The following is a 16,428-nucleotide window of genomic DNA, read 5'->3' as shown; positions in this document are numbered from 1 at the left end:
TGGCTGCCCGCACTTTTGAACCGGAGAATGTATGAAGTCAGTCGCTGCAACCAGAAGCGCCTTGGGGCCGTGCCGTGTGCTGGCCCTGATCATGGGTTTGTTCAGCACACCGGCGCAGGCGTTCGTCGAGGAGATTACCGCCGTGTTCCGTCCCGACCCGGGCAACCCGATGGTCAACAAATTCGAGAACACCACGCCGGAAAGCGGGATTTGCCCCGGGCATATTCCCGCGCGGTGCAAGGAGATGAATATTTTCACCATTCGCAGGCCCTTCTCGGCGGCGTCAAGCGGGCCCGTCCTGGCTTATGCCGAGCCGCGCAAAGGCGCTTATTTCAAAGTGCCCTCGGCCTGGCGAGACCTGCAGGTCACCCACCAGGCGACCGGTGAAACCGAGACGGTCCAGATGCGTATTGCCGGTGTGGGCGCGCGCTGGGATGTCACCTACCCACCGGGAGTCAGTGGCTGGGCGACGACAGGCATGCCTCAGTGGTCTTACTACTGGCAGCATGCGCCAGCGCCTTGCCAGGGCGTGAATTACCTGGCGGCCTCGCCGTCCTTTGCGTTGTTTTTCTGGATCGTTCCCGAGAATGCCGGTGCCTGCAGTGTGACCGCCGGCACTGACATACCCTGGATGTACTACAGCAATTTTGAATACGCCTACGAACTCAGGACCCCGAACCCGCTCAACATGAGGTCCGGTGATTACGCCGGCAGCCTCACCTACACCTTCGGGCCAGGCGGGGATTTCGACATCGGCGATGTGATGCAAACCAGCGAAACCGTCGCCACCTTCAATTTTCGGCTGAGCGTGGAACACGCGCTCAAGGTCGATATCCCGCCCGGTGGCAACCGTGTCGAATTGATCCCCCAGGGCGGCTGGCAAGCCTGGCTCAACCAGGGGCGGGCACCGGCGCGTTTGTACCGCGACCAGACGTTCCGCATCGCCAGCAGCTCGCGTTTCAAGATGCAGCTCGAATGCTCGATCGTCATGGGCAACACCTGCGGGCTGCGCAATGCCGAGGGTGATGAAGTGCCGCTGCAGGTCGCGGTGACCTTGCCCAGCGGCCTGGTCGATCAGTACGCACAAACGGTGAACAAACTCGCGCTGCGCCTGGATGGCGTGGGCAGCGAGCTGTTTCAGCCGTTGCACTACATCAATGACCGGCCCGGCACCCTGCACTTCGAAGTGCAGCGAGACGACATGAGCGAAATGCTCAAACGGCCCGGGAGTACCTATTCGGGCGTGGTGACCGTGGTCTGGGATTCGCAGGTCTAGACGGCCATCCGCATTCCCGGCTCGTGGGTATCGCGCGGGCCGTGTTCAATTAACGAGGCGTAATCAAACATGAAACAGGCAGTGTTATCGATCGGGTTGTTGCTTTGTGCTCTCGGCGCCCAGGCGGCCCCGGCGATCAACGTCGGGGTGGTGTATGACTACCTCGAGCAGGATCGCAGTTCCTATCTCAAGCGCGTGTCCAACACCGGCACGAGCACGGCGTTCATCCGCGTCGATGTGCTGGAGATCGTCTACAACGCCGATGGCACCCATCGCGAGGTGCCGGTTGCATCGCTCACCGACAGCGATGGCAATACCACCCGGCGCGACGGCCTGATGGCGAGCCCGGCGCGGCTGATCGTGCCGGCCAACGGGCGCCAGGGCACGCGCCTGTTGTACATGGGGCCGAGGGACAAGGAGCGTTATTTCCGCGTGCGCTTTATTCCCGTAGTGCCGGAGAAGGACGATAACTTCGCGATCACCGACGAAGAACGGGCCGACTACAAGGACAGCCTCGCGGCCGGAATCAACGTCATGGCGGGTTACGGCACGGTGTTTTTCGTGCGGCCCAAGGCCACGCGTTTCGATACGCAGATCAACCAGACAGGCAACCAATACCAGTTGCGTAACAACGGCAACAGCGTGGTGGTGCTGGATGAGTTTCGTGACTGTTCGCTCACCGCAAAAAGCGACTGCCTGCCGACCACCAAGCATCACATCCTGCCGGGGCGCCAGTTGGTGTTCGAGAAAAAAACCGACCGCACCTACGGCTTTCAGCTGATTGAAGGGCAGAACAAAAAACCGGTCACGGTCAACAGCAACGGGTGATGACGATGTTCAAGCAACTCACAAGGCTGACGCTGTTTGCAGTGCTGCTATTGGTGGCCGCCCAGGCCTGGGCGATTGAGTCCCGTCACGCGTTCGATGTCTCGGTGACGATTCCTGTGCACGAGGCCTACGTGCTGCCTTCCGAGCCCGATTGGATGGGGCATGATCAAGTGCTTGCCTGGAACCTGGTGACCTCTGAGCTGAACCGCCTGCGCAAGAATTTTGATGTTAAAAACCTCACCGGCGCGGTTGCCGCGCGGCTGGGGGCCGAGCCCTATCTGCAAAGCGGCCACCAGCGGATTGATCTGCAGGTGCTGTTCAACAAGGTGCCGCTGACCCTTGAGAGTACCGAAGTCGTCAACGCCGCCGAAGCGCGCGTGGGCCGGCGCGCGGAGTTGGAAATCGCCGCGATCAAGCCCGTCGGCGGTTACGTGGCCGGGGAGTATTACGGCACGGTGCACATCGTGTTCGACTTCCTTGCACCTTGAGTTGACCGTGCACCGGTAACGGTTGACCGCCACTTGCCCAGAGGCACGCATTCGCTGGCTGGTTACATCGAGTCACCGACCCGTTTCAAGCGTCGAGACGGTGGACGGAAAAACCTCCCCGGGCCACCGTCACCTTCTTCAACGGGAACGGTTGCTGCGCCCCGTCGCGTCGCTGAGCGCCCGGCGGGTCAGACGGCGCATCCATTCCTGTTCGTTGTAGCCCAGGTCGTTGAGCAACCGGTTGTACTGCGCGTCGTTTATCGGCTTGGCGGTGAACACCACACTTTCGGGCACTTGCACCGCCTCGGCCAAGTGCTTGAGGGCTGCGCGAAGGCGCTCGCGTTCGGGCTCCGGCAACGCCTGGGCATTGGCCCATTGCGCCTGCGCCGTTTGCAGATCATCCAGCGCCAGGAAGCGCTCGCCGAACTCGCGCTCGTTGTCACGGTACTGGCTGTCGTAAGCGTCACGCAGGTGCTGTTCCCACCAGGGTTCGAGCAGCATCTGGTTGACCAGGCCGTCGCCCTCATCCAGCTCCAGCACCACGCTGTAGGCTTGCTCGATCTGGGCGGCGCTGACAGCGGCGTTGACCCGGTAAAGCATGTGATCACTCAGCCAGGGCAGGTCGAGACGGCGGGCGAGGGCGGTTTGATAGGCCAAGTGAATATCTACCTCATCAACCTCGCCGGGCACCCCGTCGCGCACTTGCGATCTGAAGCGCTGCCCAAGGCCCCCTTCGGCCACCGGGCGCAGGCGCCGGGCGATTTCCTGGCCCACGGCCTTCGCCAGTTGTTTGAGGTGGGCGCTGCCTTTGGCCAGCGTGACGAGACGGCTTTCCAGCTCAGTGGCGGTTGCGGTATCACGGCGGATCTCGCTGACCATGACCTCGATCCCCATTTCATTGAAAATCTGCGCCCCGGCATCCGGGCACAGGCCGGGAAAGCTCGCCATCTTGAACAGGCGCTCACGCAGTTCGGTGTCTTCATGGGCTGCCCACAGCAGGCGCCATACCTGCTGGGTCAGCAGTGGGCGGTTGACGGCGTAGCGTTGGCGGTCGGCGTCAGTCTCAAAAACGCCCTCAATCTCCAGCGCTTCAATGACTTCGAAAAAGCCCTGGGAACCCTGTTCCTGCTCCACTGCCTGCCACAGGGCTTGAGCGTCCTGAAGATCGCCGCCTTGCAGGCCCTGCGTCCAGAATGCGTTGTGACCGAGCGGCTCATACGTGCGGTTGGGATCAAGGCCTGCGGCCACGCGCAAAGTTTCATAGCGCAGGCGTTGCTCGTCCGGCAGGGTGCGCCGATCCAGGCGTGCGCGGGCCACCACTCTGCCTTGCGCGGAACCGGCTGCGACCTCGGGCAGGCGGTTGATCCGGGTGCCGCGCAGGTCGAGTACAAAGGCGTCATTGCGCGGGTGTGCGAACAACCCTTGGGGCCAGGTAGCCAGGCGCGTGCCGCTGAGGTAAAGCAGGTGCAACCCACGCATATGGCTGATGTCGGGCGCCAGGGTCAAAGGGTTGTTGCTCAGGTCTAGGCTCTTCAGGCGCCGCAGTTTTTTTAACCGCGTCACGTCCTCCGCCGTCAGTGCAAGTCTGTTGCCTGCCAGTTTCAACGCCTTGAGAAAACGCATCTGTTCCAGCGCCTTGGGCACCTGCGTGAGGCGATTGTCAGCCAGGTTGAGGCCGCGCAAGGAGGGGAAGTGCTTGAGGAAATCACTGTGGCGTTCGCCGAAGCCGCACTGGCTGGCGTCCAGAAATGTCACGTGCTCGAAACTGGCGCTCAGCGTAGGGAGCCTGGGCGGCAGGCGCAGGCCTTTGAAGTTGAGTGTGGCACCTTGCTGGACGGCACCGCGGCCGTCCGTGAATTCAGCAAACCGGTCACCCCAGCAACGCATGATCCGATGGGCCAGGTGCTTTCTGGACACCCTCGCTTCGTAGTCATCGGCGGCGTCCGCGACGCCGAGGATGAGCGAGTTCTGCCAGTTCATCAGGTCCACATGCAGTTGCTGTTTTTCCACCACCAGCGTGTTCAGGGTATGGCGCAGTTGTGCCTGGGGAATGTCCTCCAGAAATCGGTTCAAGCGTGCTTCGCTCAAGTGTGGAAACAACAATTGCAGGGTTTGCCGGGCGTGCTCGGTATGGGTTTGGGCGGGTAACGCCGAGCAGCGGCTGGCCGCCGGGCCACCCAGCAGGCGGCTGGTTTCGCGGCCCTGGACCATCGGCACGGGCGGTTGCGCGAGGACTTTGCGACGCTCGGCCAGGGACGCCATGCGCTGTTTGAGCCAATGCTTGAGCGCTTGGCCTTCGCCCGTTTGCATACCCAATGCGTCGCGCCGGTCAGCGGGCAGGGCTTGCAGGATCGCCTCGTAAAGGTCGATGAGCGCTGACGGCCGTGAAGTCAAAGGGTCGAGCACTTCATAGCCGCGCGCCTTGCGAATCAGCACGCGTGTGGTGTCGGCAGTCACCGGCCCGGCTTCACACAGCACGCGACCTGTCACCGCCTGTTCGCGGATTTCAATGCGCAACCGAGCAAAGGTGTCGCTGTGAAACTTCAAGGTGTTGAGCACCAGTCTTTCGGTCGGGGTCGGCAACGGCGAAGGCCAGTCAAACCCCTGGAAGGCCAGCACCGACTGGTTGGCAAAGCCCAATTCACGCGCCTGGTTATGCAGGCGCAGCGGCAGTTGTCGTTGCGCGAGCGCCTGGTGCTCCTCGCCGGTGGCGCTGCCGAGCAGGGCAAGGGCTGCGTTGGAGTCCAAGTACTCGAAGGGCTTGCGCAGGGTCGCAAGGCTGGGCTTGTCGGTGATTTCGCGGGTCTTGTAGACCTTGTCGGCAATCTCGGGGGCATAGCTGAGCACCCGGTCGGCCAATTGATCGCGCAGGGCGGTGAGCCGAAGGTCCTTGGGGACATCGCCGTTGAGCAAGTTGCGTATCGCGGCGTCGTCGAGAAAAGCCAGCACTCGTTCAGGCAGGGTCCCGGACAACGTCTGAGACAGGCTAAGGGTCAGGGTGCTGGCCTGGCTTGCGTTGACGTTGCCGAAGGTGAGGGCCGGTCCCGACAGATCATCATTGAGGCAGACCTTCAGGGCGTTGTCCTGCGGCCAGCCGGGCAGCTCGGTGATGAGCTGCGGGAACCAATCCGATGACGGCCCGTTTGGCAGCGGCGTGCCTGCACGAACCTTGCGGCTGATGGCTTCGGGATAGCGCTGGGCTTCAAGGCGGCCAAGGCTGGCGGCCAGCAAGGGGGGCAGGGGCTCGTTGTAGAGGTGCATCGCGCGCAGCACGCCTTCGTCGGTGCCACTGGCAATGCGCAAGTCGGCCAGTTGCTGGTCGCTGAAGTCTTTTACACGCGGGCCAATACGGCGCATCAGGGTCTGGCTGTCCCAGCGTTGCGGCTGTTCGCCTTCGTGCAAAAACGCGCCGTCGGCATTGAACCTTACCCAGGGCTGATACGCCTGTTCACGTGTTGGGTGCACTACGCGATGCTCGTCGGCCTGGGCATCGTGGCGCACGTGATAGTGCCGGTCCTCCAGCGGCAACAGGGTTTTGTCCGTGGGCCCCTGCGGGCTGGGTTGGGCGTAGGGCGCAAGGTCCGGGTTCCACAATTTGAGCGTGCCGTCGGCCTGTTGCACCGGGTGCAGGCCTTCGACAAACGCCGACAGTTTGAGGCGCGCGACCTCGCCGATTTTTCCCGCACCGGCAAACAAGGCGAGCTGAATCAGGTTTTCAGCTACGCCCAATACATGCTCGCCAGCTTCCTGCACATTGCCCTGGGCCCAATCGAGGAGGCCTTCGAAAACGTCGTCGCACAGTTGATAGGCGCTGTAGGCCAACATCAATTGGCCCACCACCGGCACGAACGGTGTGACCACCAGCAAGGCCGCATTGAGGACGTCCGAGAGTATCTGCTCGAGGTTGTCCCACCAGGCCCAGCGTGCCAGCCGGTCGACGTAGGCAGTGGATACCGCCAGCTCCCGGGCGTCGTTGACGATCTTGTTGAGCTTGACCCGGTGCAGGTAGTTCCACGGGTCGTCTCGCGCAGGGTTGGCGGCGCGGTTGGGGTGATCCCGGTCAATGTCCAGCAGGCGCAATGGCAGATGTGCACGCGACTGCAACCGCGAGAAAAACACCCCGCGCTCGGCGTGCGCCACAAATTGACTGAAAAACGCCTGATACGCCGGGCCGCTGTGCAACTGACGCGTCAGCTCTTCGACGAAGGCAATCGGCGAAGGGTACTGCTTGAGCGGATGCTCGGGGTCCTGGGGCACCCAGGCAATCAGCCGCCCACGGGCGGAGCCGTGCTCTGCAGGCGTGGCGAACAGCATAATCCCGCTCAGTTCGCACTCAGCCAGGCTCAGCGTATGACACCTCAGGGTGTGGCCATCGAGTGACAGACCCAGTGGTGTGTCGATGAACTTCAGCAAGGCGTGATGGGCGTCGTTTGCCAGATGACCGCTGTGCAGGCCCAGGTGCGCACTGCTGCGCAAATCCGCCTTGAGCTGGCTGACCACTTCGTCGCGCACGGTGCGGGCCAGCGCCGGCTGATCGAACCCCAGCGCGCTTTGGAGCCGGGCCTGGTAAAGGCCGCCGATGTCCAGGGATCGACACACGGCCTTGAAGCGCTGCGCCGTCAGTATCGGCCCACCGGGCCGGCCACGTATCGTCAGGCTGTCGCGCTGACCACGGGCGTCTTCCGGGCCCAGGAAGGCGTGGTCGACGAAGGTGTCGCCGGCGGCGAAGTTATGCAGGGCCATGTCCAGCAACGACAGGGTTTTGCTTTGTACGCCTCGTTTGACGTTGATCACCCACCAGGCATTGGACGCGTCTACGTACACCCGCAGCCAGGTGTTGCGTACATCGACCTCGCCGTAGTGCGTGAACAGCGCTCGCTTGAGCAGCGGCTCGGCAAAGGCGCGCAAATCGTTGAGCGGGCCGAGGCGTTTGTCCAGCGCTGCCTGGGCGTGCCAATGGTCAGCGACGGCGCGCTTGAGTGACACGTGCTGCGCCGGCGAGGTCTCGAGGTAAGGCGCCGCAGATGCAAGACCCTGGCGTTTGAGCGCGCCAATTCGCGCCGCTGTGGTGCCCTTTACCCAGTCGGGCAACGCGTTCTGGATCAACTCGAAATGACGGCCCTGGAACGGCAGGGCGGAGGAATCGGTAGGCATGGTGTGAACCTGAACAGAGAGTGGAGACTCCCTGAGTCTATTCACGCGTCGAGGCTAAAATAAGCTTTAAAAATAGCGGCTTACGCGGGTTTTAACGCGCGTAACAGTCAACAATTCGAGGGTGAAAAATACATAACTGACACCCTGGATTCAGCGCGCCACACACAGCGTCTGCGTGCCCGGCTGCAGGTACGGCGTCAGGATCGGCGCCATGCCTTTGAGCACTTGCACCGGCAATGCCGAGGTGAAGGTGAAATGCTCGGCCGAGGCCCCGGGGACGAAGGCGGTCAGCGTGCCGAAGTGATGCTCGCCGATGTAGAACACAAACGTTGCAGTGCGGTTGATCGATTTGGAACTGAGGATGCGCCCACCCGCGCCCATGGCTTCGATGCGGTTGTCGCCGGTGCCGGTCTTGCCGCCCATGGCCAGCGGCGCGCCATCGGCCAGTTTGAAACTGCCGGCCACGCGTTTCGCCGTGCCTGCGTCCACCACCTGCGACAGCGCACCGCGCAGCGCCGTGGCGACTTCGCTGGGCATCACGCGCTTGCCACGGTTGGGGTCGTTGCTCACGAGCGTTTCATACGGCGTGCCGGCGGCAAAATGCAGGCTGTCGATGCGCAGCACCGGAATGCGCACGCCATCGTTGAGGATGATCCCCATCAGTTCGGCGAGGGCGGCGGGGCGGTCGCCGGAGCTGCCGATGGCGGTCGCCAGCGACGGTACCAGGTGGTCGAACGGGTAGCCGACAGCCTGCCAGCGCTGATGGATTTCCAGGAACGCTTCAATCTCCAGCATGGTGCGGATGCGGCTGTCGCGCGCGCTCTGGTGCCGGCTCTTGAACAGCCAGCTGTAGACTTCCTGGCGTTCGAATTCGCTGGCCTTGACGATCTCGCCGAAGGTCGCGTCGGGGTGGTTGAGCAGATAGCCCAGCAGCCACAGGTCGAGTGGGTGCACCTTGGCGATGTAGCCTTGGTCCGGCAGGTCGTAGGCGCCGGGGCCGTAGCTTTGGTAGAGCTTTTCGAGGCGCTCGTCCGTGAGCTTTTCGGGGGTCCTGGGGGTCTTCAGATGCGAGCGCACAAAACGGTTGAAGCTCTCCTGGCTGGCCTGGGGCAGCAGGTAGCGGTGCACGGCAGCCAGGCGAATCGCGGTGGGGTGCAGGCCGTCCATGAAGGTGTCGAGGCGTGTCTGAGTGTCTTTGTTGCGGTACTTTTTCCAGAACTTGAGCAGGAACGCAGTGCCTTCGTGGTCGGCGAACTTGGCCAGGTATTCCTGACGGCGCGGATCGTTGTCATCTTTGAGCAAGCGCGCGCTGTTGTCTTCGCCGGAGTAGGTGGTGTAGCGCACCAGGTCGCGCATCAGGCGAATGAACGGCAGGTTGATCGACTCGCGCAGCGCATCGCGCAGGGTCGGGCTGCGGCCATTGTCTTCATTGCGAAAATTGTGGAAGTGATGCAAGCCGCCGCCGGTGAAAAACGCTTCGCCGGGGCTGGCCGAATAGGTGCGGTTGAGGGCCGCGTCGAGCATCTTCGACAGGTCGCGGTCGGGGGTCTGGATCAGGTAATCCAGCGCCCAGCGTGACAGTGGGTCCTGTTCGGGGACCTCGACTTTTTTCAACTCGGCGGGTGTTTGCGCGCGGTAGCGATCATGCAACTCGGTGATGATTTGCAGGTAGGTGGTCAGCACCCGAAGCTTGGCGGTGGAGCCCAGTTCCAGCTTGCTGCCTTCGTTGATATCAAAAGGTTGGTCGGTGTTGTCGGTTTGCACCCGTACCCGTGCGCCATCGGGCGTCAGTTCGAACAGCGTGAAGCTGTAGCGCACTTGCGGCGTGCTTTGCGGGGTGAGCAAGCGCGGGCCGAGCAGGCCCATTTGCCCTGCGAAGGCGGGGTCGGCCAGGTGCTTGAGATACTCGGTGGCCTGGGTTTGCAGGTCGTATTGCAGCGTGCTCGTGGCCGACAGGTCGAGGCGATCGAGGTCATACAGCGGGCGGTTGAGCAGGCTGGCAAGGCGACTGCGCGCAACGTTGATCGCCTTGTTGGTTTCCACCGGCTGGAGCGTCGGTTGTTGCTGCCAGTCGCGGTAGGTGACATGGCTGGCCAGGGCGGCCTTGGCCAGCGCCGGATCGATCACGTTGTTCTGTGCCAGCAGGCGGATATGGCTGTCGGTCAATTGCGCCAGCTCATCGCGGCCCTTGGTCAGGTAATGCGAAGGGCGGCGCTGGGCGATCATCAGCGACAGCACTTCGCGCAGCGCCAGGCCTTTTGCTGGAAGGTCCTTGGGCGCGTTGCCGCTCAACAGCGCATTGCTCTGGTTGAAGTCGGCGCCGTACCACACGCGTAAACCTTCGGCCATGCCGTGCACTTCACCATGGCCCGGCACCGCCGACAGCGGCACGCTGTTGAGGTAGTCGCGCACGATGTTCTGCCGGCTGTCCAGGGTCTGCGGTCCCGGTTGGTAGGCGCGGACGCTGGCAGACATCATCTGGCGGATTTTTTCGCCACCGGACAGCGTCAGGCCGTCGGGCGAATGGCGATACTTTTCAAGCTGGGTGGCCAGGGTGCTGCCGCCGGCGGTTTGCCCTGGCAGATGCAGCAGTTTGGCCACCTGCGACCAGGCGGCCTTGGCAAAGCGCGGCCAATCCACCGCCGGGTTGGCCATTGGACGCTTGGGGTCCAGCAGGTCGCGGTCTTCAATAAACAACAGGCTGTGCACCACCAACGGTGGAATGGCGGCAAAGCTTGCATAGAGTTGCTGTGGGTAACTGAAAGCGTACAGCGGCGCCGCGCGACAGTCGGTGATGGTCAGGCCGGCCTGGACCTTTTCGGCGTAGGGCACGAACAGGCCGTGCTCGGCGTAGCTCATCAGCGCCGGGGAAAACCGCGACTGTGCCTGAATCACGTAATTGCGTTTGAGCAGGCGTGGCAAAAACTCATTCAGCGCGCTGTAGCCCAGGCGCCGGTCAAAAGGACCCTCGCCGGGATACACCATCGCATCACTCGCGCCAGGCTCCACCCGGTAGCTCAGTGACGCGGCAAAAGGGCTCAGGTGTTCAGCCTGCAGGCGCGAGGTGCGTATTTCCCGGCTGGCGGCCCACCCCAGGGCCACCAACGCGAGCACCAGCACCAGCCCGATCAGCCGCCACCACAGGCGTCGAGAGCGGGGGCTTTGTGGCAATGGCGGTGGATCCGCACTGTCGGTCTGGACCACAGCGGGTTTCGAATCGGTCTGCCATAAAGCGCCCATAGTCGATTGATCCATTCACGCAGATTGATCGGACTTGGTTCAAGCTTAGTCGCTGGTGATGCGCCGTGAAGATTTTGTGTGCGGGCTTGCTAGCTCCATGAAAGTTTCAGGCCGCGGTTCCAGTCCGCCAGCCAGCTGGAGTTTTCGATTCGCTCCCACTGGCCCTTGTAGTAAACCGACATGTGCTGGCCGGACCAGTCACGCACCCGCTCGTTAAACACGTTCGGGTACTGATTGGCCGGGCAGGCAATCCGGGCCCAGGGGTCGCAGATCCACAGGCCTTGCCAGTCGTCCTCCTTGAAGTCCTGGGTCTCGACCAGGCTTGACGGCGTTTTGCCGACCACCACAAAGGCATGGGTAGGCGGACGCGAGCCCCATATCTGCGAGACACCGCCGTTGGTGCGGATCAGTTCATGGGCGACATGGGCCATCTGGTCGCAATTGCCGGCGCCGGTCTTGAGGATGATCTCGGTGTAGTCGGGCTGCCCGACCAGGGAGTATTGCCACAGCACCACGGGGGCTGCGATCCGCAACCGCGCCAGGTCGTCAACGGCATCGGTAACGAGGTTGGCGGCGCCGACTCCGGTTCTTTCGACCAACGCCAGCGTGCTGGCGTGGGCTTTCTGCGCGAGGTATTCGTTGATCTGCGCGGCGCTGGGGCCGCCGGCTACTAGCGGGCGTGGCGGCCATATATCCAGCTGCAAGGGTTTGGCGGCGACATGCACATCCAGACGCTGTCCCTGGCTGGACGCGTTCAACAATAATTCCCGTTGTTTGAGGGGAGTCAGGGTACTGGCGGTATGGCGCAACCTTGCCAAGGTGCCGTCAGAAAAACCGCGGGCCGCCAGTTGCCGGTACAGCACCTCCAGCGTCGGCAGCGCCACCAGTGGTTGCGTGGGCATGAGTTCGGCGATGTCCAGGTAATCGCGCTTGTAATCGCAGAAGGCGTGGATCAGCCGCGCGTGCTCGCCGCCCTGGCTGAAGTCCAGGTAATCGAAGACCAGTTCAGGCGGGTTGGCGGTCTGGATCACTTCATAGAACACACCGGTGTCGGCCTCGACAACCCAGCGTGGGCCGGGGATCGGTCCAGGCCGGGAGAGTTCGAACACCATGGCCCGCAGGATGCGCGTGTCATCAATGCCTTCGGCGATGCCTTGCAGTTCCACCACCCGGGTTTCATGGCCCAGCAGGTTGTCCAGTTGGTCGTCGGGCAGCCCGAATTGCGGTTCATCGACAAGCGTGCCCAGCGTGCGGCGGCGATAGATCAACGGCGGTGCCGCGACCTGGGTCAGCTCAAAGGCGACGTCGTCACGGCTGACTTCGTAAACGGTGTGGTGATACGCCAGTTGCTGTTTTGCACCGCCCTGGCGGGGCGCGGGAATGATCCGGATATGTTCCAGCGCTTGCACGCGGCGTTGATGAATGGAGTTGCCAAACGCAGACAGCCGTTTGGTGAAGCAGATGAATGGGGGCGCATTGCGTTTTCTTCGGGTGGGCGTGCAGCGGGTGTCGAAATGGTGCTCTACGCGAAAATGGGCGGGCGATGCCAGGTCGTCCAAGTGGGTCGGGGCACTGTGTTCAAGGCGCATGACCTTACCGTCAACCAGTAAATCCGTGGCGGTGGCGCGGGGAATCAGCAATGGCGGAGTGTCAAACAGGCGCTCGGTGACGCGCGCCTGGTAACCGTTGACGCAGTGCACCGGTGTCACGCTCAGGGCGCTGTCCAGACGAAAGCTCCCCAGCGGTGGCCCATAGGGCCTCGCGCTGAAAGGGTCGAAGGCGTACCACTGCTTTTCGCGCATCACCGCGACAATGCGCGAAAAGTCGCTCCCGCCCAGCACGGCACCGATGCCGATGTCGGCCCTGGACAGCCAGCGCACGTACTCGCGCAACGACGTGTTGGCGGTCCAGCGTTGGGTTTGCTCGATGGCTTGCCTCAGGGTGTGCCACGCGTCGTTGCCCAGCCTGACCAGGCCGTTGCGGGCCACTCTGGCAAGTCGGGGAATGTGGTCGAGGGGGTTGAGGGTTGCATGCAGCAGGTGCGTACTCGCTTTGCCCAGTTGCAGCAGTTTTATTGGCAGCGGGGCAGTGCTTTTCAATACCGCCAGGCCGGCCGACGAGTAGGCACGGGCGGGCATCAGCAGGCTGAACAGGTCGAGGAGGCACTGGTAGCTGCCATAGGTCATGCGGTGTGGATCGCCCGAAGCGATGTCCTGGCCGCACGACCACAACGGCACGAGGATTTTGAGACGCTGCGTCAACGCTTCGTGGTGGCGTTCAAACTCATCTTCGGCGGACGCGCCATGCGCCTGTTGTCGTGCGGCTTCGACGTCGAGAAAAAAATGCCGCTCGACAATGGCCTGGGTGATGCTGCGCAGGACCGCCGAACCGAACTGCGGGGCGCCGCTTTCATCGGGTGTGGGGCCCTGCTGCCACAGCTGCTCGACGACCACGGTGGAGAACACGTTCGGCCGCGGCGCGCTGCCGGTTTCGTAGGCTTGCCAGTCGATGGCGAGTTGATTGCCGGTGTGCAAGCGGCTGACGGGTTGAACCGAGCCTGGTCGGCCGGTGGTGACCGACAGGGGCTTGCCGCCCAGGTCAAACACCAGGGCGGGCCCGCTGCGTTTATGCAGGCGGTTGAGCAGTGGGAACAACTCGTAATCGTGGGTAGCGTGGGGCAGGGTGCAGCGCAGGAGGATGCCGAAGCGCCCGACGCGGGCACTTTTTTCCTCGCGGGTTTCCAGGGCTTCTGGCTTGGTGGCCGCCTTGCTCAGCACCAGCAGTTGCAGCTCGCCGATGGGCAGCCGGGCACGCTCGGCCAGCGGTAATTGTGCCAACAGGTCCTGAATGGTGGTGGCGTACGCCTGTTTAAGGCGATCAATGTGGGCGTCGAAGGCGGCCTCGAACAGCGTATTCACATGCCCCAGACGGCTGAACGCGCTGCGCATCAGGTTCAGGTTCAGGTGTGGGTGAACCGATGCCCAGTGGCGCGAAAAAGGCTGCAGCCAGCCCTGGCTGTGCAAGTCCACCAGGGAGTGCTCGCTGAGGTAAGGCACGTTATGCCAACGGGGTGGGCCGTTGGACGCCAGGCCGAGGTTCAGTTGCAAGCGCGACCCCAACGCCCAGCGCAGGTCGGGCGTATTGATGCGAGGGTGGCCCGGGAAGACTTTTCGCAGGTCATCGAGCGCCACCGACCGGCGCGTCGGAAGGTCGCTGGCGAACGTCATGAACGCGCTTTTCAGTGCCTCCAGGCGCGCTTGCAGTCGGGCTTTCGCCGCGTCGATCTCGCTGATCGGGTAGCGGCCGTCGGCCTGTTGCGTCAGCTCACCCTGGGCGACAGCCCAATCGAGCAGGCCTTGGGTTGCGGTGTATTCGCGCCATTGTTGCTGCTCGGGCGAGGTGTCCTCCCGTGACGCCAGGGCGATGACATCGTTGTAGCTCAGGTGCTGCGGTGAGCCCGGCGCGACCCTGTGCGCCATCGCCACGCCTTGGCTGAACACCAGCCAGTGGGTGGAGGTCATGAAGCGCAACGTGGCCGGCAGTTCTCGCACCAAAAACTCCGGCGCAGCCCCCGCGAGCAGCAGGTGGGCGGCCAGCGGCGTGGCCTCGGCCGAGACGGCGCCGCTGCGTATCAGGTGCAGTTCCAGGTCTTCACGCAGGGCCGCATGGGAGCGGCCCCATTGGCTGCTTTCGGCGAGGTCGAACCCCGCGACGACGTAACGCTGTTCATCCTGCAGCGGGTCGAGTTCGATCATCAGCGCGGCCAGCACCAGGTTTTCAAGGCTGGCACTGTTGGTGTGTTCGTGCGGGTGTTGACCGTATCCGCCCAGTGCCTCCAGCAACCGTCGCCCCAGTTGCCGGGCAGGAGGGCGCCTGAGCATGAGCTTGAGCAACCGGTCGGCCTGGGTGCGAATCGCGCTTCGCGACAGCTCGGCCAACAAGGGCCCCGCCAGATATTCCAACAGCCTGCTGCTCGTGCGCGGCAGCCAAGCGTTGACCGCATTTCGCACGGTCTCACGCTGGTCAGGCGTTAAGGGCAAGCCCTGTCGATAGTCAGCGTGTTGAGTGCTGCGCGGCAGGGTCATTTCGAGGATTTGCAGCGTACCGAGGGCGTCGCCGGCGGTACGTGGAACGGCAAGACCGTGCCCTTGCAGAAGCTGGGCGAGGCTGCGCGCTTCGGTGCGCGGCGCAGGTGCGAGCGCCGGATGCAAATGGGCGTCGCCGGCCGAGGCCTGCAGCAATGGCGCGTGCGTGGCAATCACGGCGTCAGCGGCTTTGCCCTCGAGCAGCGTGCGCAAAGCCGCCGCGGCATGGTCGCGGTCATGGTCCAGGCGCTGCCAGTGCCGTTGCTGCATCAGCGCAATATCGGCACCGGCGAAGTCGCATACCGGCAGCACCTGCAGCGGCTGCGACGCGCGCAGGCGCAGGCTCAGCGCCCTGGCCGCGTCTGGCGTGGTGGGCACTGCGAGGTTATGGCACTGCAGCAACTGCGCCACGCTGAACTGGCCGCTCTGGTGAATAGAGGTGCCGAGCTGTTGCGCCACACTGACCAGTTGTTCGAGACGGCCTGCCAGTGGCAGCGGCAACAGCCATTCGATGCCGAGTGCTACCTGTGTGCCATTGGCGCGCTGGCCGGTGAGCTGGCGGGTATCGGGATCGAATGTGTAATGGCCGGGCTGCAGGCCGTGAACCGGCTCCAGCGCCAGGAAGTCCTGATGACGGGTGATGTAATCCAACAGCGCTGCGCCGGTTTGTTGGGCGTTGGCTGCAAAAGAGCCGGAGTCGAGGGTCAGCCTGTGGCGGTGAGCGGTTTGCGGGTTGAAACCCGCCTCGCTCGCAGCAGCCTCCAGGCTGTCGGCCAGCTGCAGCAGGTCTTGGTTCAGCCGCTCGAAATCATCCGCCAGCGTTGGGCTGGCGCTGGCGAAAGGGTTGAGCTGATCGAGGGCCTGGATGACGATCATTCGCTGCCCCCGGGTCTGCGGCTGAGGGTAACCGTAGAACCGCAGCACCTGGCTGGCGGGCAATTGCAGCGTGTTCTCGCCAGCAGTCATCGGCCCGTACGGCAGGCCGGTGGCCGCGGGGTCGAGTATGTCGGCGATGGTCAGCAGGGGAAGGGCCAGAGCGCGCCCTGGCGCGTCGTCCCACAGGGTCCAGGTGTGTCGCGTCCGGTCTGTCAGGGTGCCATTGGCCAGGGTCAGGCTGGCGAGGTCGATGTTCCGTTGCCGGGCCCAGGCGATGAAGCGCGGGCGGTTAATGGCCTGGCGCCAGAGTTGCAGCCAGCAACCTGGCGACGAATGGGGCGGTATCAGCAGCGGCTCGGCGTTGGTGCTATTCAAATGATTGATCAGGATAGTGACCATGTGCTGGTCACCCTCCTGGCGTCGGGTGCGGCCCTGCTCGAGGCGCTCGGTAGGCGTGTCCATTGATTTTCCCTGTGCATGG

6 protein-coding genes are annotated in these 16,428 nt (G+C 63.3%); 3 read left to right on the top strand and 3 right to left on the bottom strand.

The window, feature by feature from the left end; genetic code table 11:
• Positions 1–31: 31 nt before the first annotated feature.
• From NTD89_RS26765 to NTD89_RS26755, 3 genes are all read left to right on the top strand, one after another.
• Complete coding sequence (locus NTD89_RS26765; RefSeq protein ID WP_145161458.1) at positions 32–1,276, top strand: hypothetical protein; 1,245 nt, start codon at positions 32–34, stop codon at positions 1,274–1,276.
• Between the two features lie 69 nt (positions 1,277–1,345).
• Positions 1,346–2,104 carry a molecular chaperone gene (locus tag NTD89_RS26760; protein ID WP_242194465.1) on the top strand — a complete coding sequence of 253 codons (759 nt, stop codon included), beginning with the start codon at positions 1,346–1,348 and terminating at the stop codon, positions 2,102–2,104.
• 5 nt (positions 2,105–2,109) lie between these two features.
• Entirely contained in the window at positions 2,110–2,592 is a 483-nt protein-coding gene (locus NTD89_RS26755; protein ID WP_262210547.1) for a CS1 type fimbrial major subunit, read from the top strand.
• 138 nt (positions 2,593–2,730) lie between these two features.
• On the opposite strand, the gene NTD89_RS26750 is transcribed toward NTD89_RS26755, so the two are convergent.
• The 3 genes from NTD89_RS26750 to NTD89_RS26740 form a co-directional block, all read right to left on the bottom strand.
• The gene (locus NTD89_RS26750) at positions 2,731–7,746 is read right to left on the bottom strand and encodes a dermonecrotic toxin domain-containing protein (protein ID WP_262210546.1); all 5,016 of its coding nucleotides are present in this window, start codon (positions 7,744–7,746) and stop codon (positions 2,731–2,733) included.
• 150 nt (positions 7,747–7,896) lie between these two features.
• Complete coding sequence (locus NTD89_RS26745) at positions 7,897–10,986, bottom strand: transglycosylase domain-containing protein (RefSeq protein ID WP_262210544.1); 3,090 nt, start codon at positions 10,984–10,986, stop codon at positions 7,897–7,899.
• A gap of 89 nt (positions 10,987–11,075) precedes the next feature.
• Positions 11,076–16,409, bottom strand: coding sequence for a hypothetical protein (locus NTD89_RS26740; RefSeq protein ID WP_262210542.1), 5,334 nt, complete (start codon positions 16,407–16,409; stop codon positions 11,076–11,078).
• Positions 16,410–16,428 lie beyond the last annotated feature (19 nt).

It is taken from the genome of Pseudomonas sp. 14P_5.3_Bac1, from assembly GCF_025466135.1.
Lineage (GTDB): Bacteria > Pseudomonadota > Gammaproteobacteria > Pseudomonadales > Pseudomonadaceae > Aquipseudomonas.
This window is presented reverse-complemented; position numbering and strand designations above follow the sequence as displayed.

Excerpts from the sequence above, each read along its gene's own strand:
- NTD89_RS26765 (WP_145161458.1), top strand. The coding sequence starts at position 32 with ATGAAGTCAGTCGCTGCAACCAGAAGCGCCTTGGGGCCGTGCCGTGTG.
- NTD89_RS26760 (WP_242194465.1), top strand. The coding sequence starts at position 1,346 with ATGAAACAGGCAGTGTTATCGATCGGGTTGTTGCTTTGTGCTCTCGGC.
- NTD89_RS26755 (WP_262210547.1), top strand. The coding sequence starts at position 2,110 with ATGTTCAAGCAACTCACAAGGCTGACGCTGTTTGCAGTGCTGCTATTG.
- NTD89_RS26750 (WP_262210546.1), bottom strand. The coding sequence starts at position 7,746 with ATGCCTACCGATTCCTCCGCCCTGCCGTTCCAGGGCCGTCATTTCGAG.
- NTD89_RS26745 (WP_262210544.1), bottom strand. The coding sequence starts at position 10,986 with ATGGGCGCTTTATGGCAGACCGATTCGAAACCCGCTGTGGTCCAGACC.
- NTD89_RS26740 (WP_262210542.1), bottom strand. The coding sequence starts at position 16,409 with ATGGACACGCCTACCGAGCGCCTCGAGCAGGGCCGCACCCGACGCCAG.